Annotated in this window: 16 protein-coding genes; 15 read left to right on the top strand and 1 reads right to left on the bottom strand. The window is 65.0% G+C overall.

Translation table 11 applies throughout. The features are described from left to right. The first annotated feature begins 410 nt into the window (after nucleotides 1-410). Both ACIPIJ_RS06990 and ACIPIJ_RS06995 read left to right on the top strand, forming a co-directional pair. Nucleotides 411-1,913 (top strand): NCS1 family nucleobase:cation symporter-1, encoded by a 1,503-nt coding sequence (locus ACIPIJ_RS06990; protein ID WP_401074220.1) that lies wholly within the window; start codon nucleotides 411-413, stop codon nucleotides 1,911-1,913. A gap of 13 nt (nucleotides 1,914-1,926) precedes the next feature. Continuing rightward, the gene (locus ACIPIJ_RS06995) at nucleotides 1,927-3,210 is read left to right on the top strand and encodes a Zn-dependent hydrolase (protein WP_401074222.1); all 1,284 of its coding nucleotides are present in this window, start codon (nucleotides 1,927-1,929) and stop codon (nucleotides 3,208-3,210) included. Nucleotides 3,211-3,227: 17 nt separating this feature from the next. Here ACIPIJ_RS06995 and ACIPIJ_RS07000 read toward each other — a convergent pair whose 3' ends face one another. After that, nucleotides 3,228-3,773, bottom strand: coding sequence for an RNA polymerase sigma factor (locus ACIPIJ_RS07000; RefSeq protein WP_401074225.1), 546 nt, complete (start codon nucleotides 3,771-3,773; stop codon nucleotides 3,228-3,230). A 293-nt stretch (nucleotides 3,774-4,066) separates the two neighbouring features. On the opposite strand from ACIPIJ_RS07000, the gene tssA reads away from it, so the two are divergent. From tssA to tssM, 13 genes are all read left to right on the top strand, one after another. Further along, entirely contained in the window at nucleotides 4,067-5,086 is a 1,020-nt protein-coding gene (gene tssA, locus ACIPIJ_RS07005) for a type VI secretion system protein TssA (protein WP_401074227.1), read from the top strand. A gap of 45 nt (nucleotides 5,087-5,131) precedes the next feature. Further along, nucleotides 5,132-5,641 (top strand): type VI secretion system contractile sheath small subunit, encoded by a 510-nt coding sequence (gene tssB / locus ACIPIJ_RS07010; RefSeq protein WP_401074229.1) that lies wholly within the window; start codon nucleotides 5,132-5,134, stop codon nucleotides 5,639-5,641. 89 nt (nucleotides 5,642-5,730) lie between these two features. Then, nucleotides 5,731-7,236: a type VI secretion system contractile sheath large subunit gene (tssC, locus tag ACIPIJ_RS07015; RefSeq protein ID WP_401074232.1), complete on the top strand. Its 1,506-nt coding sequence runs from the start codon at nucleotides 5,731-5,733 to the stop codon at nucleotides 7,234-7,236. Nucleotides 7,237-7,288: 52 nt separating this feature from the next. Next, entirely contained in the window at nucleotides 7,289-7,771 is a 483-nt protein-coding gene (locus ACIPIJ_RS07020) for a type VI secretion system tube protein Hcp (RefSeq protein ID WP_401074234.1), read from the top strand. A gap of 98 nt (nucleotides 7,772-7,869) precedes the next feature. Beyond that, nucleotides 7,870-8,388 (top strand): type VI secretion system baseplate subunit TssE, encoded by a 519-nt coding sequence (gene tssE, locus ACIPIJ_RS07025; protein ID WP_401074236.1) that lies wholly within the window; start codon nucleotides 7,870-7,872, stop codon nucleotides 8,386-8,388. Beyond that, entirely contained in the window at nucleotides 8,385-10,259 is a 1,875-nt protein-coding gene (gene tssF, locus ACIPIJ_RS07030; RefSeq protein ID WP_401074238.1) for a type VI secretion system baseplate subunit TssF, read from the top strand. Before tssE ends, tssF begins: the two co-directional genes overlap by 4 nt. Next, nucleotides 10,244-11,287, top strand: a complete 1,044-nt coding sequence (tssG, locus tag ACIPIJ_RS07035; RefSeq protein ID WP_401074240.1) for a type VI secretion system baseplate subunit TssG — start codon at nucleotides 10,244-10,246, stop codon at nucleotides 11,285-11,287. Before tssF ends, tssG begins: the two co-directional genes overlap by 16 nt. Further along, nucleotides 11,280-13,919 (top strand): type VI secretion system ATPase TssH, encoded by a 2,640-nt coding sequence (gene tssH / locus ACIPIJ_RS07040; protein WP_401074243.1) that lies wholly within the window; start codon nucleotides 11,280-11,282, stop codon nucleotides 13,917-13,919. The genes tssG and tssH overlap by 8 nt, the downstream gene beginning before the upstream one ends. A gap of 115 nt (nucleotides 13,920-14,034) precedes the next feature. Then, entirely contained in the window at nucleotides 14,035-15,996 is a 1,962-nt protein-coding gene (locus tag ACIPIJ_RS07045) for a type VI secretion system Vgr family protein (RefSeq protein ID WP_401074245.1), read from the top strand. A gap of 33 nt (nucleotides 15,997-16,029) precedes the next feature. Continuing rightward, nucleotides 16,030-17,352, top strand: coding sequence for a type VI secretion system-associated FHA domain protein TagH (gene tagH, locus ACIPIJ_RS07050; protein WP_401074248.1), 1,323 nt, complete (start codon nucleotides 16,030-16,032; stop codon nucleotides 17,350-17,352). 33 nt (nucleotides 17,353-17,385) lie between these two features. After that, nucleotides 17,386-18,717, top strand: a complete 1,332-nt coding sequence (gene tssK / locus ACIPIJ_RS07055) for a type VI secretion system baseplate subunit TssK (protein ID WP_401074250.1) — start codon at nucleotides 17,386-17,388, stop codon at nucleotides 18,715-18,717. A 26-nt stretch (nucleotides 18,718-18,743) separates the two neighbouring features. After that, nucleotides 18,744-20,030: a type IVB secretion system protein IcmH/DotU gene (gene icmH, locus ACIPIJ_RS07060; protein WP_401074253.1), complete on the top strand. Its 1,287-nt coding sequence runs from the start codon at nucleotides 18,744-18,746 to the stop codon at nucleotides 20,028-20,030. Between the two features lie 10 nt (nucleotides 20,031-20,040). Next, entirely contained in the window at nucleotides 20,041-23,427 is a 3,387-nt protein-coding gene (gene tssM, locus ACIPIJ_RS07065) for a type VI secretion system membrane subunit TssM (protein WP_401074256.1), read from the top strand. Nucleotides 23,428-23,435 lie beyond the last annotated feature (8 nt).

Consider the following 23,435-nt stretch of genomic DNA (forward strand, 5'->3'; position numbering starts at 1 on the left):
TGAGGCCCTTCACCATTTTGACGCACTTGACAAGAAGCCAAATTGGTCAAGATTTTCCATGCAAAATCAGCTGCTTGAAACCTGGTTTAGAGGCGCCGGATGCGCCACTGAAAAATCAGGCTGCACCAGTTTGAAACCTGATGCAGCGGCCAGGGCCGGCCCGTGGCGCTGTGAGCGACAGCCGATGGCGTAACCGTAGCCTCGGCTGAAGCGGATATAAGCCTTGCAGATCAGTTGATTACCTCCGGTCGGCGACGGCCGGCCGGGCAGGCGCAGGCCTGTCCGGCACGCAATTTGAGTACGGCCACAACCGCCAGGCCGGACCGGAGGAGCAGTACTGGTGGTGTGTGTACTCCGGCCATCGCGTTAGCCCGATGAGCAAACAATTAGAAAAAACTGGAGAAGGCCCCATGCAACAGAGCAGATCCGAAGTGATCGAGCAGGATGGCCTGTTCGAGCTGTCCGCGGGCAGTGACGTCCTCGACAGCCCGCGCTACAACCACGACATCGCACCGACCAAGGTGCATCAGCGCACCTGGAACAGATGGCACATCACTGCACTGTGGGTGGGCATGTCCATCTGCGTGCCCACCTATACCCTCGGCGGCGTGCTCACGGCCTACTTCGGCCTGAGCGTGGGCGAGGCGTTGCTGGCGATCCTGCTGGCCAACCTGATCGTGTTGATCCCGCTCACCCTCAACGCCTTCCCCGGCACCCAGTACGGCATTCCCTTTCCGGTGCTGCTGCGCTCCTCGTTCGGCATCATTGGCTCCAACGTGCCGTGCCTGATCCGCGCGGTGGTTGCCTGCGGCTGGTTTGGTATCCAGACGATGTTCGGCGGGTTGGCCATTCACCTGTTCCTGGGCTCGATCTTCCCTGAATGGAAAGCTTTGGGCGGTACCGGCGAAGTGATCGGCTTCATGGTGTTCTGGGCACTTAACCTGTGGGTGGTGTTGCGCGGCGCCGAGTCGATCAAGTGGCTTGAAACCCTGTCGGCACCCCTGCTGGTGGCGGTAGGCTTCGGCCTGCTGTTCTGGGCGCTGCCGCACATGTCGATGACCGAGCTGCTGGCGCAGCCGCCCAAGCGCCCGGAAGGGGCGAGCGTGGTCAGTTACTTCTGCGCAGGGCTCACCGCAATGGTCGGCTTCTGGGCCACGCTGTCGCTGAACATTCCGGACTTCAGCCGCTACGCCAAGAGCCAGAAAGACCAGATTCTGGGGCAGATATTCGGGCTGCCGCTGACCATGTTCCTGTTTGCCGCGCTGGGCGTGGTGATGACGGCGGCTTCGGCGTCGCTGGTGGGCGAAACCGTGTCAGACCCGGTGAGTCTGATTGGCAAGATCCAGAGCCCTGGCTGGGTGGCGCTGGCCATGGCGCTGATCGTGATTGCCACGCTGTCGACCAACACCGCAGCCAATATCGTCTCGCCGACCAATGACTTCCAGAACATCGCCCCGCGCCTGATCGGGCGTAGCCGCGCCGTGTGGCTGACCGGTTTTATCGGCTTGCTGCTGATGGGGCACGAGCTGCTCAAGAAGCTCGGCTGGATCGTCTCTGACCTCAGCCTTGAAAGCGTCTATTCCAACTGGTTGCTGGGCTACTCCAGCCTGCTCGGGCCGATTGCCGGGATCATGGTGGTGGACTATTTCCTGATCCGTCGTCAAAAGCTGGACCTGGCCGGCCTGTACCGCGATGACGTGTACCCGGCCTGGAACTGGGCAGGTTTTGCGGCCTTTGCGCTGCCGGTGGGGCTTACCGTGATGGCCATCGGCAACAGCAGTTTCAGTTGGTTCTACGACTATGGCTGGTTTACCGGGTCGTTGCTCGGCGGGGCGCTGTACTACGCGCTTGGTGGAGTGGCGGTGCGTGGGCCAGTGCAGCCTGTGATGAATGCAGATAACAAAAACGCCTGAGGAGACACGACCCATGACCGCAGCCCAGACTGTCCTGCAATCCACCGAACGCCACGTCAACAGTGACCGCCTGTGGCAATCGCTGATGGACCTCGCCCGCCTCGGCGCCACTCCCAAGGGCGGCGTTTGCCGCCTGGCATTGACCGACCTTGACCGTCAGGCCCGCGACCTGTTCGTCGGCTGGTGCGAGGCCGCCGGCTGCAGCGTCAGTGTCGATGGCGTCGGCAACATCTTTGCCCGCCGCCCAGGGCGTAATCCCCAGCTGCCGCCGGTGATGACCGGCAGCCACATCGACACCCAGCCCACCGGCGGCAAGTTCGATGGCTGCTTCGGCGTGATGGCGGGGCTGGAGGTGATCCGCACCCTCAACGACCTCGGCATCGAGACCGAGGCACCGCTGGAAGTGGTGGTGTGGACCAACGAGGAAGGCTCTCGCTTCCCACCGTGCATGATGGGGTCGGGGGTGTTTGCCGGCAAATTCACCCTGGAGGACACCCTGGCCAAGCGCGACGCCCAAGGCGTGACGGTGGGCGAGGCGTTGAACGCCATTGGCTACGCCGGCCAGCGTGCCGTGCTCGGCCACCCGGTCGGGGCTTACTTTGAAGCGCACATCGAGCAGGGGCCAATCCTCGAAGACCAGGCCAAGACCATCGGTGTAGTACTCGGCGCCCTGGGCCAGAAGTGGTTCGACCTGACACTGCGCGGCGTCGAGGCCCATGCCGGCCCTACGCCGATGCACCTGCGCAAGGATGCCCTGGTCGGCGCCGCCGCCGTGGTCGAGGCGGTCAACCGCGCAGCGCTCGGCCACCAGCCGCATGCTTGCGGTACGGTCGGTTGCCTGCAGGCGTACCCCGGGTCACGCAATGTGATCCCGGGCGAGGTGCGCATGACCCTGGATTTCCGGCACCTTGAAGGCGAGCAACTGGCGTCGATGATCGCCGAGGTGCGCACGGTGATCGACGCCACCTGCGCCAAGCACGGCCTGAGCCATGAACTGGTGCCCACGGCCGACTTCCCGGCGTTGTACTTCGACCGTGGTTGCGTCGACGCGGTGCGCGACTCGGCGCGGGCGTTAGGCTTGGCGCACATGGACATCGTCAGTGGGGCAGGGCACGACGCGATCTTCCTGGCTGAACTGGGCCCGGCGGGGATGATTTTCGTGCCTTGTGAAAACGGCATCAGCCATAACGAGATCGAGAACGCCACGCCAGACGACCTGGCGGCGGGCTGTGCGGTGCTGCTGCGGGCCATGCTGGCAGCGTCGGAGGCGATTGCCAGCGGGCGGCTGGCCGCCTAGCGGCACCGGCTTCCGGCTCAAGCGCGAAAGAGGCTGGGCGCCTGGTGCGGGATCTTGCGACGCTCCTCGAACAGTGCGCCCATCGCTTGCCTTGCGCGGGACATTCGGCTCATCACTGTGCCGATCGGTACCTCGAGTATTTCAGCGGCTTCCTTGTAGCTGAAGCGCTCGATCGCCACCAGCAGCATGACCTCGCGCTGGCCCTCGGGCAGTGTGCTCAGCGCAGCGAGTATCTGCCGGTGCAGCAGCTCGGTTTCCGGTGTGGGCGCGCTGGGGGCGCTGACGGACTCGATGATCGTGTCGTCCCACGCGACGCGTGAGCGGCTGCGCACCTGGCGCGAGCGCACTTCGTTGATCCAGGAGGAGTGGACGATGGCGAACGTCCAGCTCAAGGGCGAGGAGCCTGGCTGTAGCTGGTGAGCGCGCTCGAGTGCGCGCATGCACGCGAACTGCACCAGGTCCTCGGCATCGTGATGGTCGCCCGAGAGGCGCAATGCGAATGCCCGCAGGCGCGGTAGCAGGGTGGGAAGCAAGGTAGGGAGACAGGCTCGGTTGTTGGGCATGGATCTTCGCTCGAGGCTGAGATGGGCTGGCAGGCGAATGCCTTGATTGCCGGTTGGCGGAGCCCCCTCGCATGCCTTTCGACGTCACTGTCACTGAACCGGTTTGTCACACCCCATGCAGTAGGCGCCCTGCCACTGACCGGTGGCACCCTCAAGCGCTTCCACCTCATTGCGATGCGTCACTCACCGAGCGCCGTGCCGTGAGTTCGCCGCAAACGTTTCCCCCTTTCGGGAATAAACGTCGTCGCCCACTTGTTATCCCCTCAGAACATGCATTTCGACGGGGTATACCGATGCACCTTCCCGAGCACCTGGCCCACTTGGCCGACCCCGTGAGCGCGGCCTGCCCTTGCGGTGAAAGCCTTGAATACGACGCGGACTATCTCGTGCTGGACGTAGAAATGCAGGGAAGACCGGAAGTTGAATACGGTAATACCCTCACGCAGGCCATCGCGCCGGACTGGAAACGTGTCCACCCACTGACCCTGGCGTTGGCCAGCCGCAGCCGCGATCTGCGGCTGGCCGTGTATCTCACCCGGGCCGAACTTCACCTGCACGGTATCGCCGGCCTGGCCGCGGGGCTCGCGCTGATCGAGGGCATGCTGGCCAATCATTGGCAAACTGTGCATCCGCAACTAGATCCGGACGACAACGATGATCCGCAACTGCGCGTCAATATCCTCGCCAGCCTGTGCGACGACGCAGGGCTCCTTCGGGAGCTGCGCGCGGCGCCGCTGGTCGAAGTGGCGGCGTTGGGCCGGGTGAGCTTGCGCGACATCGACTTGGCCAATGGCGGCATGGCTGTTGCCAGCGAGCCCGAGTCCGCCTCGCTGGCGGTGATTGATGCCGTGTTCCGGCAGGCGGGCCACGAGCAGCTGCAAGCGGTGGAGGGGCAGCTGGAGCAGGCCTGCAGGAGCAGCCAGCGTATCGAAGCGCTATTGACCGAGCGCGTCGGCTTTGCCTGCGCCATCGACCTGGGCGCCTTGCCCTCGATGTTGCGCCGCGCTGCCGACGCCCTGCGCCAGCGCTTGCCGCAACCCCCTGGCGGGCAGCCGGCAGGTGCGCCGACAACCGTGCCCGGCGGTTTCTCTGGGCAGGGCGAAATCGCCTGTCGTGAAGACGTACGTCAGGTGCTGCAGCGCCTTTGTGCGTACTTCGTCGTGCACGAGCAGGCAAGCCCGGTGCCACTGTTGCTGCAGCGTGCATGCAAGCTGCTGGATATGAACTTCATCGAGCTGCTGCAGGACCTCGCCCCTGACGGCCTGGCGCAACTGGGCCAGGTCAGCGGTTTGCGCTGCGACCATGACACCTAGCCTGGCCAGTACCCCCTATTGATGCCCCTCTACAGGAGTAGCCCCGTGAGCGAAAGCAGTCAGAAGTTCATTGCGCGTAACCGAGCGCCGCGCGTGCAAATCGAATACGACGTGGAAATTTATGGTGCCGAGAAAACCGTGCAACTGCCGTTCGTCATGGGCGTGTTTTCCGATCTCTCCGGCACGCCGACAGAACCCTTGCCACCCGTAGCCGAGCGCCGGTTCCTGGAAATCGACATCGACAACTTCGACGACCGCCTGAAGTCGATGAAACCACGCGTGGTCGCGCAGGTGCCCAACACCCTGACCGGTGAAGGCAACCTACCGGTGGATATCACTTTCGAATGCATGGACGACTTCAGCCCCGGCGCCGTGGCGCGCAAGGTACCCGCACTCGAGGCGCTGCTTGCCGCGCGTAACCAACTGTCCAATCTGCTGACATACATGGACGGCAAGGCCGACGCCGAGCAACTCCTGGCCCGTGTGCTCAGCGACCCTGCGCTGCTGCAGGCATTGGGCAGTGCGCCCAAGCCGGCCGAACCCACTGCCGACTGACCCCGGCCCGTTGACCGACACCTGACCTGGCTGGGCCTTCGTGGCACCGGCAGGTAGACCCCTATGCCCACGAAACGAGGGATGCAGCAATGTCCACCCCCCAAGCGCACGAGGCGATGGCGCCCCTGGCGGCCGAGGAGGCCCAACACGGTGATCAAGGCGATTTCGCCAGCCTCATGCAGAAAGCGTTCAAACCCAGGACCGACAAGGCGCGCGGTGCGGTTGAACGTGCTGTTCGCACGCTGGCCGAACAGGCCCTGCAGCACACTGTGCCGGCCGCCGGCGACGTGCTGGTCACCATCGATGGCCTGATTGCCGAACTTGACCGCACGCTGTCTGAGCAGGTCAACCAAATCCTTCACCAGGATGCGTTCCAGTCGGTGGAAAGCGCCTGGCGCGGCCTGCACTACCTGGTCAGTAACACCGAGACGGACGAAACGCTGAAGATCCGCGTGATGAACATCTCCAAGCAGGAGGTGCACAAGACCCTGCGCAAATTCAAGGGCGTCGCCTGGGACCAGAGCCCGATCTTCAAGAAGCTCTACGAGGAGGAGTATGGCCAGTTCGGTGGCGAGCCCTATGGTGCGTTCGTGGCCGACTACTACTTCAACAACAGTGCGCCGGATGTCGAACTGCTGAGCCAGATGGCCAAGGTCAGTGCCGCTACCCATTGCCCGTTGATCGCAGCCGCCGACCCCAGTGTGATGTTGATGGAGTCGTGGCAGGAGCTGGCCAACCCGCGGGACCTGACCAAGATCTTCCAGACCCCGGAGCACGCGGCGTGGCGCAGTTTCCGCGCCTCGGAAGACTCACGCTACGTGGGCCTGGCCATGCCGCGTTTCCTGGCGCGTGCGCCGTACGGTGCCAGGACCAACCCGGTGGAGGATTTCGATTTCGAAGAGGTCACTGCGGCGGCTGGCAGCAAAGGTTTCACCTGGGCCAACGCTGCCTACGCCATGGCGGTGAACATCAACCGCTCGTTCAAGCGTTACGGCTGGTGTTCGCAGATCCGCGGCATCGAGTCTGGCGGTGCGGTGGAGGGCCTGCCTGTGCACACGTTCCCGACCGACGATGGCGGCGTCGACATGACGTGCCCGACCGAGATCGCCATCAGTGACCGCCGCGAGGCGGAGCTGTCCAAGAACGGCTTCATGCCCTTGGTGCACAAGAAGAACAGCAACCTGGCGGCGTTCATTGCCGCGCAATCGCTGCACAAGCCCGCCGAGTATGACGACCCCGACGCCAGCGCCAATGCCAACCTGGCGGCGCGCCTGCCGTACTTGTTCGCCACTTGCCGCTTCGCCCATTACCTGAAGTGCATCGTGCGCGACAAGGTCGGCTCGTTCAAGGAGCGCGCCGACATGCAGGTCTGGCTCAACAACTGGATTGGCCGCTACGTCGAGATCAACCCCGCCACCGCCTCCGAGTCGGACAAGGCACGCAAGCCACTGGCCGGGGCCGAGGTGGTCATCGAGGAGGTCGAAGGCAACCCCGGCTATTACCACGCCAAATTCTACTTGCGTCCGCACTATCAGCTCGAAGGGCTGACCGTGTCGCTGCGCCTGGTTTCCAAACTGCCGTCGGCCAAAACCTGACGCGCAGCATTTTGTTAAACCCCTCACCAACCCGACTGAAAAGGTTTAGACCATGATCCTGCTCAACTTCAACGGCAAGAAAATCAAAGGTACCTCGACCGTCTCCGGCCACGCCGACTGGATCACCGTCGACGCGCTGCAGATGGGCGTGGGCCGGTCCATCTCCGCCAGCGGCGGTGGTACTGACCGTGATACCAGCAACCCCTCGTTCTCGGAAATCATCCTGACCAAGTCCACCGATATGGCCTCAGCCGACCTGTTCATGGAGGCGGTGTGCGGCAAGAGCCTGGGCAAGGCCGAAATTCACTTCGTCCAGACCGGAGGTGTCGACGCCAAGGACCAGGTGTACTTCAAACTGGAACTCGAGGAGGCAATCGTCAGCTCCTACTCGGCCAGCAGCAGCGGAGAGCGCCCGAGCGAAACCTTCTCCATCAACTTCACCACGATCAGCTACCAGTACGACGCCTTCAGTGGTGACAAGGTTTCTGTCGGCACACCGAAGAAGTGGGACCTGCTGAGCAACGCCAAACTCTGATGCAATGGCCAGGGCTGGTCGCTGCGCGAGGCGCCGGCCAGCACTGCGATGAGGAGTACCGCCAATGAATAGCCCCATTGCCTGCAACGAGCCCGACAATGGTTGAGCTGACCAACAGGGAACGTCTGCAACCGTCGTTGCTCGATCGCCTCAGCGATGATGCCCGCGAACAATCCTGTGAGCCCCGCGAACAACGCGTCATGTCCATGCGAACCCTGCGCAAGGCCGTGTTGCGCGACCTGAGCTGGCTACTCAACAGCACGTCACTGAGCAGCGCGCGCGACCTGTCCGCCTACCCGTTGGCCGGGCGCTCGGTGCTCAACTTCGGCCTGCTGGACCTTTCTGGCAAAACGGCCACCAGCCTCGATTTGCAGGCCCTGAGCCGCCATATCCAGCGGGCGATCGAGGATTTCGAACCACGTATCCTGCCCGGCAGCCTGCAGGTGGTGCCATTGGCGCTGCAAGCCGAGCACACCGGCCTGCACCGGGTGGCCTTCGAGATTCATGGTGAACTGTGGGGCCAGCCGTTGTCCGAGCGCCTGTACGTGAAGACCGAGCTTGACCTTGAGTCCGGCGACGTGAAGCTCTACGCCTGCGAGCCGGTGGGTGCCCGATGAACGACAAGCTGCTGCGCTACTACGAGCGCGAGTTGCAGCACCTGCGTGAGATGGGCGGGGAATTCGCCCGCGACTTTCCCAAGATTGCCGGGCGCCTGGGCCTGGAGAGCCACGCCTGCGCAGACCCTTACGTCGAGCGTCTGCTGGAGGGGTTCAGCTTTCTGGCCGCGCGGGTGCAGTTGAAGATCGATGCCGAGTTTCCGCGCTTTACCCATCACCTGCTGGAGTTGGTGCTACCCCACTACCTGGCCCCGACGCCGTCCATGGCCGTGGTGCAGTTGCAACCCAACCTGAGCGAGGGCAGCCTGAGCCAGGGCTTCAAGGTGCCTCGTGGCACGTCCCTGCACAGCCTGTTGGGCAAGCGCGACCAGACGGCCTGCGAGTTTCGTACCGCCCATGACGTCACGCTGTGGCCTGTAGATCTTACCGAAGCGTGCTATTTCGCGTGCGCCGGGCAAGCCGGCGGGGTCGACCTGGCACGGCTGGGCCCGGTGAAGGCGGCGTTGCGCTTGCGTCTGAACGTCGGCGCAGGGTTGACGTTTGCGAGCCTCGCCCTGGACACGCTGGTGCTGCACCTGCGGGGCAGGGCAGGGCTCGCCGGCCTTATGCTCGAACAACTGCTGGCGCAAGCCGCGGGTGTGCTGGTGCAGCCGGTGCAGGCCGAGAACCGCTGGCATGCGTTTATCGAACCCGGCGCCCTTCGTGCCCAGGGCTTTGCCGACGACCAGGCCCTGTTGCCGGTCGGGCCACGCAGTTTCCAGGGCTACCGGTTGCTGCAGGAGTATTTCAGTTTGCCGCAGCGCTTCCACTTCATCGAACTGGGCGGCCTGGGCACTGCCATCGCGCGTTGCGATGCCTCGCAGCTTGACATCACCGTGCTGTTCAAATCGTTTGAACCGGCGCTGGAAGACACTGTTTCCAGCGCACAGTTCGCGCTGCACTGTACACCTGCGATCAACCTGTTCCCCAAACGTGCTGACCGTGTGCACTTGTCTGATCAGCAAACCGATTACCACGTGGTGCCGGACCGCACACGACCGATGGATTTTGAGGTCTACCAGGTCACCCGTGTCACCGGGCATGGCAGTGGCGCGCAGGCCGAACAAGGCTTCGCACCGTTCTACCACGCCAACGATTTGCGCCTGCCAGGGCAGGACGCCTGGTACCACGTGCGCCGGGATACCCGGGTACTGTCCGAGCGCCAGCGCAGCCAGGGCCCGCGCTCGAGCTACGTCGGCAGTGAGCTGTTCCTGAGCCTGGTGGACATCCATGAAGCGCCTTATCGCAGTGATTTGCGCCAGCTGAGCATCGATACCCTGTGCACCAACCGTGACCTGGTGCTGGGCATGCCGGTGGCGACCGGCAAAACCGATTTTACCGTGGTGTCCGGTGCCCCGGTACAAGCGGTGCGCTGCCTGGAAGGGCCCACCGTGCCCAAGGCGTCATTCGCCGAAGGCGAGACGGCGTGGCGGCTGGTCAGCCACCTGTCGCTCAACTACCTGTCGCTGCTCGACCAAAGCCCGGAGCAGGGCGCCACGGCGCTGCGTGAGCTGCTGCGGTTGTACTGCGGCCTGAACGATGCGTCGGCGCACAGGCAAGTCGAGGGACTGCGCTCGGTGAGCGCCCGTTCAATCGTGCGGCGCCTGCCGATCCCGGGCCGGATCACCCATGGCAGGGGCCTGCAGGTTTGCGTGACGGTTGACGAAAGTGCTTTCGAAGGCGCCAGCCTGTTCGTCTTCGGTGCGGTGCTGGAGCAGTTTTTCGCCAAGTATGTGGCGCTCAATGCGTTTACCGAAACCCAACTGCATGGCGTGACGCGTGGCTTGATCATGCAATGGCCGGCAAGAGTGGGGCTATGCGCGATCCTGTAGACCTGTTGCAGCGCCTGGCGCATGAGCCCGCCGCATACGACTTCAATGCCGCATTGCGCCAATTGGAATGCGCGTACGCCGACCTGCCACGGATTGGCCAGGCCAGCCATCCGGCGCATGAGGCGGTGCGCTTTGGTCAGCTGCCATCACTGGCATTCGAGCCGGCGATGCTGGCAGGGCTTGAGCACAATGGGGCGGGCAAGGCGCCGCTGCTGCTGCTCAATTTCTTTGGTGTGCTAGGGGCCAACGGGCCGTTGCCTGTGCACCTGAGCGAGTACGTGCGTGACCGTCAGCGCAACCAGAGCGACCCAACCCTGGCGCGCTTCCTGGACCTGTTCAACCACCGAATGGTCAGCCTGTTCTATCGCGCCTGGGCCAGTGCACAGCCGGCGGTGAGCCTCGACCGTCCGGCCGCAGACCGCTTCTCCGACTACATCGGCGCACTGATTGGCCTGGGCGTGCCCGCGTTGCAAGGGCGCGATGCCGTCCCGCACCTGGCCAAGCTGCACTACGCCGGGCGCCTGGCCCCCCACGCCCGCAATGCACAAGGCCTGGCCGCTCTGCTCAGCGACGACCTGCAGGTGGCGGTGCGGGTGGAGCAGTTCGTTGGCCACTGGATGCGCCTGCCGCCAGATGGCATGTGCGCCCTGCGCAGCGGGCCCGATGCCGCCCGATTGGGGGTGGGTACGGTGCTGGGCAGCCAGGTATGGGATGCCCAGGGCAAGTTTCGCCTGCTGATTGGGCCCCTGGACATGGCGCAGGTACGCCGCCTGCTTCCAGGCGGCGAAGGCATGCGCCGGCTTACCGACTGGGTTCGCCACTACGCGGGCCTGGCGCTGGAGTGGGACGTCAACCTGATCGTTGCCAGGGAGCACCTGCCGGCCGCTCGTCTGGGGCAGGGCACACGGCTCGGGTGGAGCAGTTGGCTGCTTGGCGCTGCGCCGATTGAAGACGACCGCCAATTGATCATCAAGCCTCGTGCTTCTTCTGCCTTTCCAACCTCATTGCAAGGAACAGATCATGTCTGAGATCAGCCGGGTGGCCCTGTTCGGGAAACTCAACAGCCTGTGTTATCGCGCCATCGAAAGCAGCACGTGCTTTTGCAAGTTGCGTGGCAACCCTTATGTGGAGCTGGTGCACTGGCTGCATCAGTTACTGCAGACAGCCGACAGCGACCTGGCACGCATCGTGCGCCACTATGCGTTGGACACCGTACGGCTGGACCGCGACTTGTCCACGGCCCTTGACCGCTTGCCGCGGGGGGCGACCTCGGTCACCGACCTGTCGTCGCAGGTGGAGGAGAGCGTCGAGCGTGCGTGGGTGCAGGCCACGTTGTTGTTCGGCGACAGCCAGGTGCGCTCCGGGCATCTGCTGTTCAGCCTGCTCAAGGACCGTACGTTGCGCAACACGGTGTTGGCAATGTCTGCCGAGTTCGCCAAGGTCAAGGTCGAAGACTTGGCCGACCATTTCGCCAGGGTGCTGGCTGACTCGCCAGAGGCCCGCCAGCGTGCCACCGACGGTTTCATGCTGGCGCCGGACGCCGTCAGCGAAGGTGGGGCCGCAGAGGCGGGGCAGGCGGCGCTTGCCAGGTTCACCGTCGACCTCACCGCCCAGGCCCGCGACGGCGCGCCGGACCCCGTCGTGGGGCGCGACGATGAGATCCGCCAGGTGATCGATATCCTCATGCGCCGGCGCCAGAACAACCCGATCCTGGTCGGCGAGGCCGGGGTCGGCAAGACGGCCGTGGTCGAAGGCCTGGCCCAGCGCATTGTCCGCGGCGATGTGCCGCCGGCGCTGCGCGACGTGCAATTGCGGGTGCTGGACGTCGGCCTGTTACAGGCCGGAGCGAGCGTGAAGGGTGACTTCGAGCAACGCCTGCGTTCGGTGATCGACGAGGTGCAAGCCAGCCCGGTGCCGGTGGTGCTGTTCATCGACGAAACCCACACCTTGATCGGTGCCGGTGGCGCCGCCGGTACCGGCGATGCGGCCAACCTGCTCAAGCCCGCGCTGGCCCGTGGCACCTTGCGCACCATTGGCGCCACCACCTTCGGCGAATACCGCAAGCACATCGAGAAGGACCCGGCGCTGACGCGACGCTTCCAGACCGTGCAGGTTGACGAGCCCGACGTCGCCCGCGCGTTGCTGATGCTGCGGGGTGTCGCCGAGGGCATGGCACGGCATCATCAGGTGCAACTGACCGACGCAGCGCTGGTGGCGGCAGTGCGCCTGGCGCAGCGCTACATACCGGCGCGTCAGCTACCCGACAAGGCCATCAGCCTGCTGGATACCGCTTGCGCGCGCGTCGCTATCAGCCTGCACGCCACGCCTGCGGCCGTGGACGACAGCCGCAGGCGCATCGAGGCGCTGAAAACCGAGCAGGCGATCATGGGCCGTGAGCGCGCCGTGGGCGGCGACACCGCAGCGCGCGAGAAGGCCCTTGATGAACGTCTGGGCAGCGAGCGGCAACGCCTGGACGAGCTCCAGGCCCGATGGCAGGAAGAGCAGCGCCAGGTGAAGGCCATTCTCGGCTTGCGCGCGCAGCTGCGCGACCAGCCCGATGATCGCGACACCCTGCACGCGTTGCGCCAGCACCAGCAAGCCCTGGCCGAATCCCAGGGCGAGGCAGCGATGATCTTGCTTACCGTCGATGAGCAGGCGGTTGCCTCGGTCGTGCAGGACTGGACCGGCATCCCTGTTGGCCGAATGGTGTGCAACGAGATCGACCGCGCGCTCAACCTGGCCGACACCCTGTCGCAGCGCATCATTGGCCAGCCCCATGCCCTGGAAACCATCGCTCGGCGCATACAGACCGCCCGCGCAGGCCTGGACGACCCTGACAAACCGGTGGGCGTGTTCCTGCTCACCGGCACCTCTGGGGTGGGCAAGACCGAGACGGCCCTGGCGCTTGCCGAAACCTTGTATGGGGGTGAGCAGAACCTCATCACGCTCAACATGAGTGAATACCAGGAGGCTCATACCGTCTCCGCGCTCAAGGGCGCGCCGCCTGGCTATGTCGGCTACGGTGAGGGCGGTGCGCTGACGCAAGCAGTGCGCCTGCGGCCCTACAGCGTGGTGTTGCTGGACGAAATCGAGAAGGCCCACAGCGACGTGCATGAACTGTTCTACCAAGTGTTCGACAAGGGCTGGATGGAGGACGGCGAAGGCCGGCTTATCGATTTTCGCAATACGCTGATCCTGCTGACCTCCAATGTCGGCACCGAGGCCATTGAGCGCCTGTGCCGCCAACCCGGCCAGGCGCCATGCCCTGGAGCCCTGGCAACGGCGCTGCGCGCGCCGTTGTTGCAGGTGTTTGCGCCAGCGTTGCTGGGGCGCGTGGTGGTGGTGCCCTATTACCCGCTGAGCGACCCCTTGCTCGCCAGCATCATCCGCCTGCAACTGGGGCGTATCCAGCAGCGCCTGCAGGACAGCCACGGTGTGCCCTTGAGTTTCGACGACGAGGTGGTGGCGTTGGTCGCCAGCCGATGCACGGAGTTCGAGAGTGGAGGGCGGATGATCGATGCGATCCTCACCCAGTCCATTTTGCCCAGCATCAGCCGCATCTGCCTCGAACACAAGCTGCGTACCCAGCCCTTGACCAAGCTGCACATCAGTGTAAGCGACGGTACGTTCGCGTTCACCCACACCGACGATTTGCAGTAGCGCCGAGGCGGTGGTCCTTCCCGACGCGCGCAGGCGTTGGTGCGCTGGAGGGAATAATCTGCAGCCCTCGGCTGTTGTACTCCCTGCCTGCCCAACAGTCGTCAAGGTATGAACGATGCCCGTTACCGATGCCAATCGCCAAATCGCCGTTACCTGCGTACTGGGCGCAGACACGCTGCTGCTGCGGCGCATGACGGCAAGCGAAGGGCTGTCGACCCTGAGTGAGTACTGTGTCGATCTCTACAGCGAGCGCCTCCATCTGCAACTGGACGATCTGCTTGCTACGCCGCTGACGGTTTCCGTCGAACTGCCCAGAGGCGGCCAGCGCCATTTCAGTGGCTTGGTCGCGTGCTTTGCCTACACCGGCCACGAGGGTCGTTATGCCACTTACCGTGCGGTCGTGCGCCCGTGGTTGTGGCTGCTCACCCGCAGCAGCGATTGCCGGATCTTCCAACAGCAAAGCGTGCCGGACATCGTCACATCCGTATTTGACGCTTACACCGTCGCCGACATCGACACGTCCCGGCTCAGGGCCAGTTACGCGGCACTGGAGTACTGCGTGCAGTACCGCGAAACCGATTTTGACTTCGTCAGCCGCTTGCTGGAGCACGCGGGTATCTACTACTTCTTCATCAGCAGCGCAGGGCGCCACACCCTGGTGCTGGCCGACAGCTGCAGCGCGCATGCGCCGAGCGAGGGCTACGAGCGACTGCGCTACCTGCCGCAGCCAGGCCCTGCCCTGTGCGAGCATGAGGTGATTCACGATTGGGGCATGAGCGGCGAGGTCGAACCCGGCGCATGGGCCTTGCAGGATTACGACTTCGAAAAGCCGTCGGCCGACCTGCAGGTCAAGGCCGCCTTGGCGCGCGACTACGGCCAGTCGAGGCACGAATGCTATGACTACCCTGGCAAGTACCGTGAACGCCAGCAGGGCGAAACCGTAGCGCGTCACCGTATCGAGGCGCTTCAAGCCAGCTACCGGCGCATCGAGGGTGCCACCCATGCCCGCGGGCTGTTACCCGGCGCACTGTTCACCCTCACCGATCACCCTCGCGCCGACCAGAACCTGCAAGTGCTGGTGCTGACCGCGCACTACGCGCTGTCGTCCGATGCCTGCGAGCCGACGCGCTCCAAGGTGTTGGCGCCGATGCTGACGTGCCGTTTCACTGCCATGCCCTGCCAGCAGGCGTTTCGGCCACGGTGCCTGACCCCTCGGCCTGTGATCCACGGCCCGCAGACCGCCAAGGTGGTCGGCAAGCAGGGTGAGGAGGTCTGGACCGACCGCTACGGCAGGGTCAAGGTGCAGTTCCACTGGGATCGCGAAGGCGTGCACGACGAGAACAGCTCGTGCTGGATCCGTGTCGCCCAGGGCTGGGCCGGCAAACGCTGGGGCAGCCTGTTGCTGCCGCGCATCGGCCAGGAAGTGGTGGTGAGCTTTCTGGAGGGGGACCCCGACCGTCCGCTGGTCACGGGCTGTGTCTACAACGCCGAAACCATGCCGCCTTGCGCGTTGCCCGAGCAGGCCACCCGCTCGACACTCAGGAGCAGCTCGTCCCCGGGGAGTGGCGGTTACAACGAACTGCGCTTCGAGGACCGCAAGGGCGCCGAGCAAGTTTTCATCCATGCCGAAAAGAACATGGAGCAGCGCATCAAGCAGGATGCGCTGGACTGGGTCGGCGGTGATCGTCATTCCCGCGTTGCCAAGGACGTGCGCGAACGCATCGGTGGCGACCGTCATCAGCATGTGCTGGGTGACCGCACCGAGAAGGTTGCGGGCAACGTGGCGCAGGTGGCTGGCGGCAACCTGCTGCTGCAGGGCGCCATGAAAGCCAGCTTCAGCGGCGGCATGGATGTGCACATCAAGGGCGGCATGAACGTGGTGATCGAGGCCGGCGCGAGCATCACCCTCAAGGCCGGTGGTTCGTTCCTGACCCTCGGCCCAGGCATCATCGCCTCGGCGCCGCCCTTTCCCTTGCCCCAGGCGGCCGCTGCCGCCAATGCCTTGGTGCAAGCCTCGCGACCGGGGCCTGCCGCTGAGCCGTTGGAGCCCAAGGAGGCTGACGATGGCACGCAATGATCGCCACCCAGCCGGTCTGACCCGGAGGCTTAAATGCCGATGATACTGCGGGTCATGTGTTATCGCGGGCGCCCACCCGCAGCCGAGCTGTCCTGCATGATCGAAACCAACGCCAGCCTGGGGCGCGCGCCCGGCAACGATCTGGTGCTGGATGACCCCGGCAAGTACATTTCGCGTAATCACGCGAGCATCGATCGACGGGAGGAGGGGTACTACCTGCTCGATACCGGCAGCAACCCCAGCGTGATCAACGGTCGCCTGCTTGGCCGTGGTTGCGAGACGCTGCTGCAAGCGGGCGACGTACTGGAGATCGGTGACTATCAGATCGTTGTCGAGTGCTCACCCATGCCGGCGGCCGATCACCCCCCAGCCAGCATCGGCGACATGCAGACCCTGGCCGTGTTCATGCCAGCAGCGGTACCTGGCCCGCATCCGCATCCGCCCCAAGCCCCTGTGGCGCTGCCCACCTGCGAGCCGTTGTTCGACCTTGCCCCCATGCCGGGAGGCTCGCTCGACCAAGACCCGCTTGCCGGCGGCAACCTGGCACTGCTGTACGCTGCACCCTCGGCCATGCCTGCGCATCGCGCATTCGAGGATGTGTGCAACGCGCATCTGCCGCCCGAGCAGGAGGCGTTGCCGATACCGTTTGTGCCAACGCCCCTCGGTGAAGTCGCCGAGCAGATACCCGAAGGCTACAGTGCCTTGGCCAACCTCATGGCCCCCCTACCTGCGCGTGAGCCAACCTGCAGCAGCGCTGCGGTGCCTGACTGCAGCGTCCTCACGGCCCTGCTCGAAGGGCTGGGACTGCCGCAGTTGCATATCGTGAGCAGCCCCGAGGCGCTGGCGCGGCAGGTGGGCGAAATGCTCCGCGAGGCCACAGGTGGCGCCATGAACCTGCTGGTTGCACGGGCCTTGCACAAACGCGAGAACGCGATCGAGATGACCATGATCGGGGCACTGGCGAACAACCCACTCAAGTTTTTCCCCGATGTCAGCAGCGCCTTGAACCATATGCTCACGACCGATTCACCCGCCTACCTGACCGGTGTGCAGGCCCTGCACGCGGCCTTCGATGACCTCAAGGCCCACGAAACGGCGGTTGTCGCCGGCATGCACGCCGCACTGGCCGAAGTGGTTCAGCGCTTCGAGCCTGCGCGCATTGCCCGGGGCATTGGCCCACCCGGCCTGTGCGAGCGCCTGCGCCCTTGCAAACGCAGGGCCCGCCTGTGGGCCCGCTTCGACAGGCTTTACCGTGAGCTGGTGGGCGATGGCGACGAAAACCTGCAGCAGCTCTTCAGCGAACGTTTTTCTGCTGCCTACCCGTCGCAGGCCAGCCGCTCTCGCGGCACGCCATGAACATTGTTTCTCTTGAAGCCGAGGTCCAGCCCGATGTCCTGGAACAGCAAAGTCATCTGGTCGGAAGGCATGCTGCTGCAGCCGCAGCACTTGCAGCAGCACGACCGCTTCCTCAATGCCCATCTGGAGGCCCGCGTCGCGGCCTTGTGCACACATGCCTGGGGCTTTTCGCACCTGGAAGTCGACGAACAGCACCTGGCGTTCGGCAAGCTTGCGCTGAAGGCCTTCAGTGGCGTCATGCCCGACGGCACCCCTGTCGGTTTGCCATTCGACGAGATGCCGCTTGCGCTGGAGGTCCCCTTCGAGGCTCGTGACCTGACGGTGGTACTGGCGTTGCCCACCGCACGGCATGGCATGGTCGAGGTGGATGATCGGGCCAGCATCGAGAACCTCGCCCGCCACTGCAGCGTCGAGTACGAAGCCAAAGACAGCAACGGCCTGGACAACAGCGCGCTGATGAGCGTGGGCAAGCTGCGCTTACGCCTGGCCTTCGCCGATGATGTTGCCGATGCCTATGTGTCCCTCGGCGTTGCACGGGTACTCGAGCGTCGTGCCGACCAGCGGCTAGTGCTGGACCCCACGTTCTGCGCGCCAAGCCTTCAGCTGCAGGCCGCTCCACCCCTGGTGCAGTTCGTCGAGGAGGTGCTCGGGCTGCTGCAGCAGCGCGCCGACGTGATGGCCAAGCGTCTGGCGCAGCCGGGTGCCGGTGGGGCCGCGGAAATCGCCGATTTCCTGCTGCTGCAACTGCTCAACCGCAGCGAACCGCTGGTGCGCCACCTTGCCGGGATGGCCGGGCTGCATCCCGAAGCGCTGTACCGTGAGCTGGTGCAACTGGCCGGAGAGCTGGCGACTTTCACCCGGGTGGATAAACGCGCCAACCGTTACCCCGCCTACCGTCATGACGCCTTGGCGCAGACGTTCGCACCTTTGATGCACGCATTGCGCCGAGCCCTGGCCACCGTGATCGATGCGCGGGCCATCCAGATTCCGTTGGAGGAGCGCCAGTTCGGCATTCGCGTGGCGGTGTTGCCTGATCGGGCGTTGCTACGCTCGGCCAGCTTCGTGCTGGCGGTACACGCGCAGATGCCCAGTGAGATCATGCGCAGCACCTTCCCGCTGCAGGTCAAGCTGGGTTCGGTGGAGAAGATCCGCGACCTGGTCAACCTGCAACTGCCCGGCATTGGCCTGCGTGCATTACCGGTGGCGCCACGCCAGTTGCCTTTTCATGCGGGCTTTACCTATTTCGAACTCGACCGCGGCGACGAGCACTGGCAGCAATTGGCCCAGTCGGCGGGCTTCGCCTTGCATGTGGCGGGCAGTTTCCCGGGGCTGGACATGCGCTTCTGGGCTATTCGCAACGGTTGAACGACAGTAGGGATACAAGCGTGAACATGAATGATTCTCCAGCCGCCGGGCATGACCCGGACAGCACTGTGCTGATACCCGCCGCCAGTGGCCTAGCAGCCACCGGCGGCGCCTCGCCGTGGCACGCGGCCGCCCCCGAGGCACTGTCACCCTGTGGCGAGGGGCTCAACCCACTGGTGCGTGCGGCCAATCCGTTGCTGAGCCTGGTGGCACCGTTGCGTGCCACGCCCCGCGCGCCGGACATCAGCGCGCTACGTGAGCGCCTGGTGCGGGCGATCCAGCAGTTCGAGTCGCAGGCGCAAGCCGACCGTGTGGCGCCACAGACCATCGCCGTGGCGCGTTACGCGCTGTGCACGCTGGTCGATGAGGCGATTTCCAGCACGCCCTGGGGCGCCGGGGTATGGAGCAGCCGCAGCCTGCTGGTGACCTTCCATAACGAGGCCGGGGGTGGGGAGAGGTTCTTCCGCGTCCTGCAGCGCCTGAGCGCGGATGCGCACAACCACCTTGACCTGCTGGAGTTGATGTACCTGTGCCTGGCCCTGGGCCTGGAAGGGCGCTACCGGGTCATCGAGCACGGTCTGGACCAGTTGGCGGTAGTCCGTGAACGCCTGCTTGGGTTGATCCGCGAGCACCGTGGGGTGATCGAACAGGACCTTTCGCCCCATTGGCGTGCCCCCCGCACAGCACCCAGGGCCGTGCCGGGCGGCCTGTCGCTAGGGGGCGTGACGGCAGTGGCCGCAGTGCTGTTGTGCCTTGTGCACCTGACCAGCCACCATTGGCTTGAGCGCGCCTCTGCGCCGGTACTCGCGACCATGGCCGACATTCGCCTCGCGCCTTTGCCGGCACTTGTGCCCTTGGGCGATCCGCAGCAAGAGAGGCTTTCGACGTTGCTGGTCGAAGAAATCGCCCAGGGCCTGGTAAGCGTGCACGACAGCGCCGATCACTCTGTGGTTACCCTGCCCGCGCACGGCATGTTCGCCTCGGGCAGCGCCCAGTTGGCAGGCGACCTCCGGGCGGTGCTGGAACGGGTCGCAGACGCCCTGAGCGCTGTACCCGGCGAGGTATGGGTGGTCGGCCATACCGACAACCAACTGCCATCGCCTCGCGCGCGGCTGGCATCGAACGCCGAGCTGTCGATGGCCCGTGCCAGTAGCGTGGCGCAATTCCTGAGCGCCCGCGCCGGGCCGGCCACGCGATACCTCAGCGAGGGCCGCGGCGATACCGAGCCGCTGGTGCCCAACGACTCGCCGACCAATCGCGCGCGTAACCGACGCGTGGAGATCACCCTATTTGTGCCCGCATGGGCGCAGTGAGGAGCTGGCAATGTCTTTTCTGATCCGCATGTCTGAGGCGCTCGGCCGCGTCCTGGGCTGGCTTGCCAGTGCCTGGCTGCTCGCGCTGCTCGGTGTGCTCCTGGCGGCACTGTTCATCTGGCACGGGGGGCCGCTGCTGACATTCAATGGGCATGCACCACTGGCGGCGGAACATTGGCGTTGGTCAGCGATCGCGCTCCTGGTGGGGGTGTGGGGGGTGTGCGTTGGCTGGCGTGCCTACCTTGCCTGGCGGGCCGGACGCCTGCCAGGCAGCCGCCGGTGCCAAGGGCAGGCCGAGGTCGTGACGTTGACCGAGCGCATGCACGCAGCCAGGGCGGTGCTGCGCAAGCGCCGTCGCGGTCGGGGGCTGGGCGGGCAGTTGCCGGGGTACCTCTTGCTGGGTGCTGTCGGCAGCGGCAAGACCACCGCGCTGGCTCATTCCGGGTTGTCATTCCCGCTCAACGACACCCCGGGCGTTGCGGCCAGCGGCGCCATTGCCCGTACTGAACACTGTGACTGGTGGTTCACCGACGAAGCAGTGCTGTTGGACACCGCCGGACGCTACGCCACTCAGGCCAGCGACCCTGAAAAGGACAAGGCGGCCTGGCTCGGCCTGCTCGACCTGCTGCGCAAGCACCGGCGGCGTAGCCCGCTGAGTGGCGTGATCGTGACCCTCAGTGTCAGTGACGTCCTGCAGCAGGACGATACCGCACGTGAGCGGCTGGCCCGGGCCCTGCGCGCGCGGATCGAGGAGTTGTATACACGCCTGGGCGTGGTGCTGCCCGTGTACGTGATGGTCACCCAGTGCGACCGGCTGCCGGGTTTTGTCGAGTTCTTCGAGCACTTCGGTCAGCAGGAGCGTGCGCAGGTCTGGGGCGTGACCTTGCCGTTGGCACACGCTGGGCAGCCCGGCGTGGCACTGGCGAGCTTCCCGTTGGCGTTCGATGCGTTGGAGCGCCAGCTGCAGGTGCGGGTGCTGCAGCGCCTGCAGCAGGAACGCGGGTTGTCTCGGCGTGCGCTGCTGTACCAATTCCCGCAGCAGTTCGCCAAGCTCAAGCCAGCGCTCGGCGGATTTCTGGACAGCGTGTTCGAGCCCAACCGGTTTCAGGTGCCGGTGCTGGTGCGAGGGGTGTACTTCACCAGCGGCCCTGCCAAGGGGCGAAGTTTTTTCATCAGCCAACTGCTGCGTGAGGTGATTTTCAACGAGGCTGGGCTGGCCGTGGCGCATCCCAAGCACGGTCAGCGTCAGTGGCTGCGCATAGGCAAAGTGGGCATCGCCGGGTTGGCAGTGGTGCTGGCCGTGGGCATGGGCATGGGTTTCCAGCACAACCTGGCTTTGCTGGATGTGTGGGCGAAACGTACCCACGAAGTGGCGCAACTGGCCCAGGCGTCGCCCCGCACAAACGACCTGATGGCGGCCTTGCCGCTGCTCGACAGCGTGCGGGCGCTGGCAGTAAACCCTGTTGCGAGCGGGCAACGCGTGGCGCTGCTCGAGCACCTCGGCCTGAGCCAGGACGACCCGTTGCAGGCAGGGGCGATGACGCTGTATCGGCGCCTACTGCGCACTACCGTGCAACCGCAGATCGTCGCGCACCTGGAAAACGTCCTGCGCCGTGGCGATGCGAGCAATCAGGTATTTCTCTTCGAGGCCTTGCGCGCTTACCTGATGCTGGGCGATCGGCAGTTCTTCGATACCGCCGTGGTGCAGGCGTGGGTCGACGTCGCCTGGCTGCGCGAATTGCCCGAAGCCAACGAAGCCCAGCGCGACGCGTTGTCGGCGCATGTCGCGGCTCTGCTCGCCGATCGCAACGCAGAGCCCGTCCAGCTGGACGCCGAACTGGTCGCGGCGGCCCGGCGAACCCTTGCCCGCCTCTCGCTGCCACAGCGTATCTACAGCGAGCTCAAGCGCCAGATGGCCGAGCAGGACTTGCCAGCGTTCAGTCTCGACAGCGCGGTCGGGCGAGAAAAGTCTCAGTTGCTGAGCTATCGAAGCGGTACCCCCTTGTCGCGCGGGGTGAGCGGGGTCTACAGCGTCGCTGGCTACCGAGCTTTTGTGCAGATGCACGGGCAGGTCGCAGGCGAGATGCGCCGGGGAAACTGGGTCCTCGGCCGTCAGGAGGCCGTCTCGGGCGAAGCCCTCGTGCTGGCGCTGTACTTTGCCGATTACATCCGTGAGTGGGAGGCATTCCTCAATGATGTGCAACTGGCACCACTGGGGACGTTGAGCCAGGCAGCGGGGGTGAGCAGCGCACTGGCCGGTGCCGATTCACCCTTGCACGCCTTGCTCCAGAGCGTTGCGCGTGAAACCACCCTCGAAGGCGCGACCGCCGAGAACACCACCGCACCACTGGACCCTGACCTGCATGACCGCATTGAAGGGGCTCGCAAGCAGTTGGAAAGGCGCTTGGACGGCAAATTCCCAACGTCTGCTGCCCAGGCGGCGCGCAACCCGGTCGATCAGCATTTTGCCGGCTTGCACGCCTTGTTCGGGCCCGCCACGCCGGTGCCGCTGAGCGAAAGGCTGGCACTGTTCAAGGCGGCCATGCAGTTCTTCGACGGTGCCGAAAATGCCCGTAACGCGGGCACCCCTGCACCGAGCGGCGAGGTGCTCGGGCAGCTTAGACGTGCAGCCGGGGAACTGCCCGCGCCGTTGTCGACCATCCTGCAGGGTGTAGCAGACAGCGGGGCAGCGCTGACACTCGGCAATGAGCGCGAACGCCTCAATGCGCTCTGGCGGGCCAGTGGCGCACCGTTCTGCCGCGCGGCCATCGCGGGGCGCTACCCGCTGGTACGCGATGCGGGCGATGAAGTCACCGCCGAAGACTTCGGCAGGTTTTTTGGGCCTGACGGCGTGATGGACGACTTTTTCAACCAGCACCTGGCACCCTACGTGGACATGGGCGTCAACCGTTGGCGCTGGCGTGCCAGCGGCAATGCACCGAGGAGCATTCCCCAGGCTGTGCTCGACCAGTTTCAGCGCGCTGCACGGCTGCGCGAGATGTTTTTCGCCAGCGGGGCGCGCCAACCGTCGCTGCGTTTCAACCTGAAGCCCCTTTATGCCGACCCTGCGCTGGGCACCGTGGTGTTGGACATCGCCGGCCAGGCGGTGGTCTACGAGCCTGACAACCCGCATGGCTTCACGCCTATCGTGCTACCCAGCGGCAAGGGCAGCGACCTGGTGCACCTTCAAGGGGGGGATGGCCTGCGCGCCGAAGGGCCATGGGCTTGGCTACGCCTGATCGACCAAGGCCAGCTCAGCGGCGAACAACGCGAGCGCTTCGTCCTGGCCTTCGACCTCGACGGACGCAAGGTGCGTTACGCCCTGCAGGCCAGCAGCGTGATCAACCCGTTCCGGCGCGACGCGTTGGAGCCGTTCCGTTGCCCGCTGCAATTGTAGTGGGCAAC

It is taken from the genome of Pseudomonas sp. NPDC087185 (assembly GCF_044744955.1).
Taxonomy (GTDB): Bacteria; Pseudomonadota; Gammaproteobacteria; order Pseudomonadales; family Pseudomonadaceae; genus Aquipseudomonas.

Excerpts from the sequence above, each read along its gene's own strand:
- ACIPIJ_RS06990 (WP_401074220.1), top strand. The coding sequence starts at position 411 with ATGCAACAGAGCAGATCCGAAGTGATCGAGCAGGATGGCCTGTTCGAG.
- ACIPIJ_RS06995 (WP_401074222.1), top strand. The coding sequence starts at position 1,927 with ATGACCGCAGCCCAGACTGTCCTGCAATCCACCGAACGCCACGTCAAC.
- ACIPIJ_RS07000 (WP_401074225.1), bottom strand. The coding sequence starts at position 3,773 with ATGCCCAACAACCGAGCCTGTCTCCCTACCTTGCTTCCCACCCTGCTA.
- tssA (WP_401074227.1), top strand. The coding sequence starts at position 4,067 with ATGCACCTTCCCGAGCACCTGGCCCACTTGGCCGACCCCGTGAGCGCG.
- tssC (WP_401074232.1), top strand. The coding sequence starts at position 5,731 with ATGTCCACCCCCCAAGCGCACGAGGCGATGGCGCCCCTGGCGGCCGAG.
- ACIPIJ_RS07020 (WP_401074234.1), top strand. The coding sequence starts at position 7,289 with ATGATCCTGCTCAACTTCAACGGCAAGAAAATCAAAGGTACCTCGACC.
- tssE (WP_401074236.1), top strand. The coding sequence starts at position 7,870 with ATGGTTGAGCTGACCAACAGGGAACGTCTGCAACCGTCGTTGCTCGAT.
- tssF (WP_401074238.1), top strand. The coding sequence starts at position 8,385 with ATGAACGACAAGCTGCTGCGCTACTACGAGCGCGAGTTGCAGCACCTG.
- tssG (WP_401074240.1), top strand. The coding sequence starts at position 10,244 with ATGCGCGATCCTGTAGACCTGTTGCAGCGCCTGGCGCATGAGCCCGCC.
- tssH (WP_401074243.1), top strand. The coding sequence starts at position 11,280 with ATGTCTGAGATCAGCCGGGTGGCCCTGTTCGGGAAACTCAACAGCCTG.
- ACIPIJ_RS07045 (WP_401074245.1), top strand. The coding sequence starts at position 14,035 with ATGCCCGTTACCGATGCCAATCGCCAAATCGCCGTTACCTGCGTACTG.
- tagH (WP_401074248.1), top strand. The coding sequence starts at position 16,030 with ATGCCGATGATACTGCGGGTCATGTGTTATCGCGGGCGCCCACCCGCA.
- tssK (WP_401074250.1), top strand. The coding sequence starts at position 17,386 with ATGTCCTGGAACAGCAAAGTCATCTGGTCGGAAGGCATGCTGCTGCAG.
- icmH (WP_401074253.1), top strand. The coding sequence starts at position 18,744 with ATGAATGATTCTCCAGCCGCCGGGCATGACCCGGACAGCACTGTGCTG.
- tssM (WP_401074256.1), top strand. The coding sequence starts at position 20,041 with ATGTCTTTTCTGATCCGCATGTCTGAGGCGCTCGGCCGCGTCCTGGGC.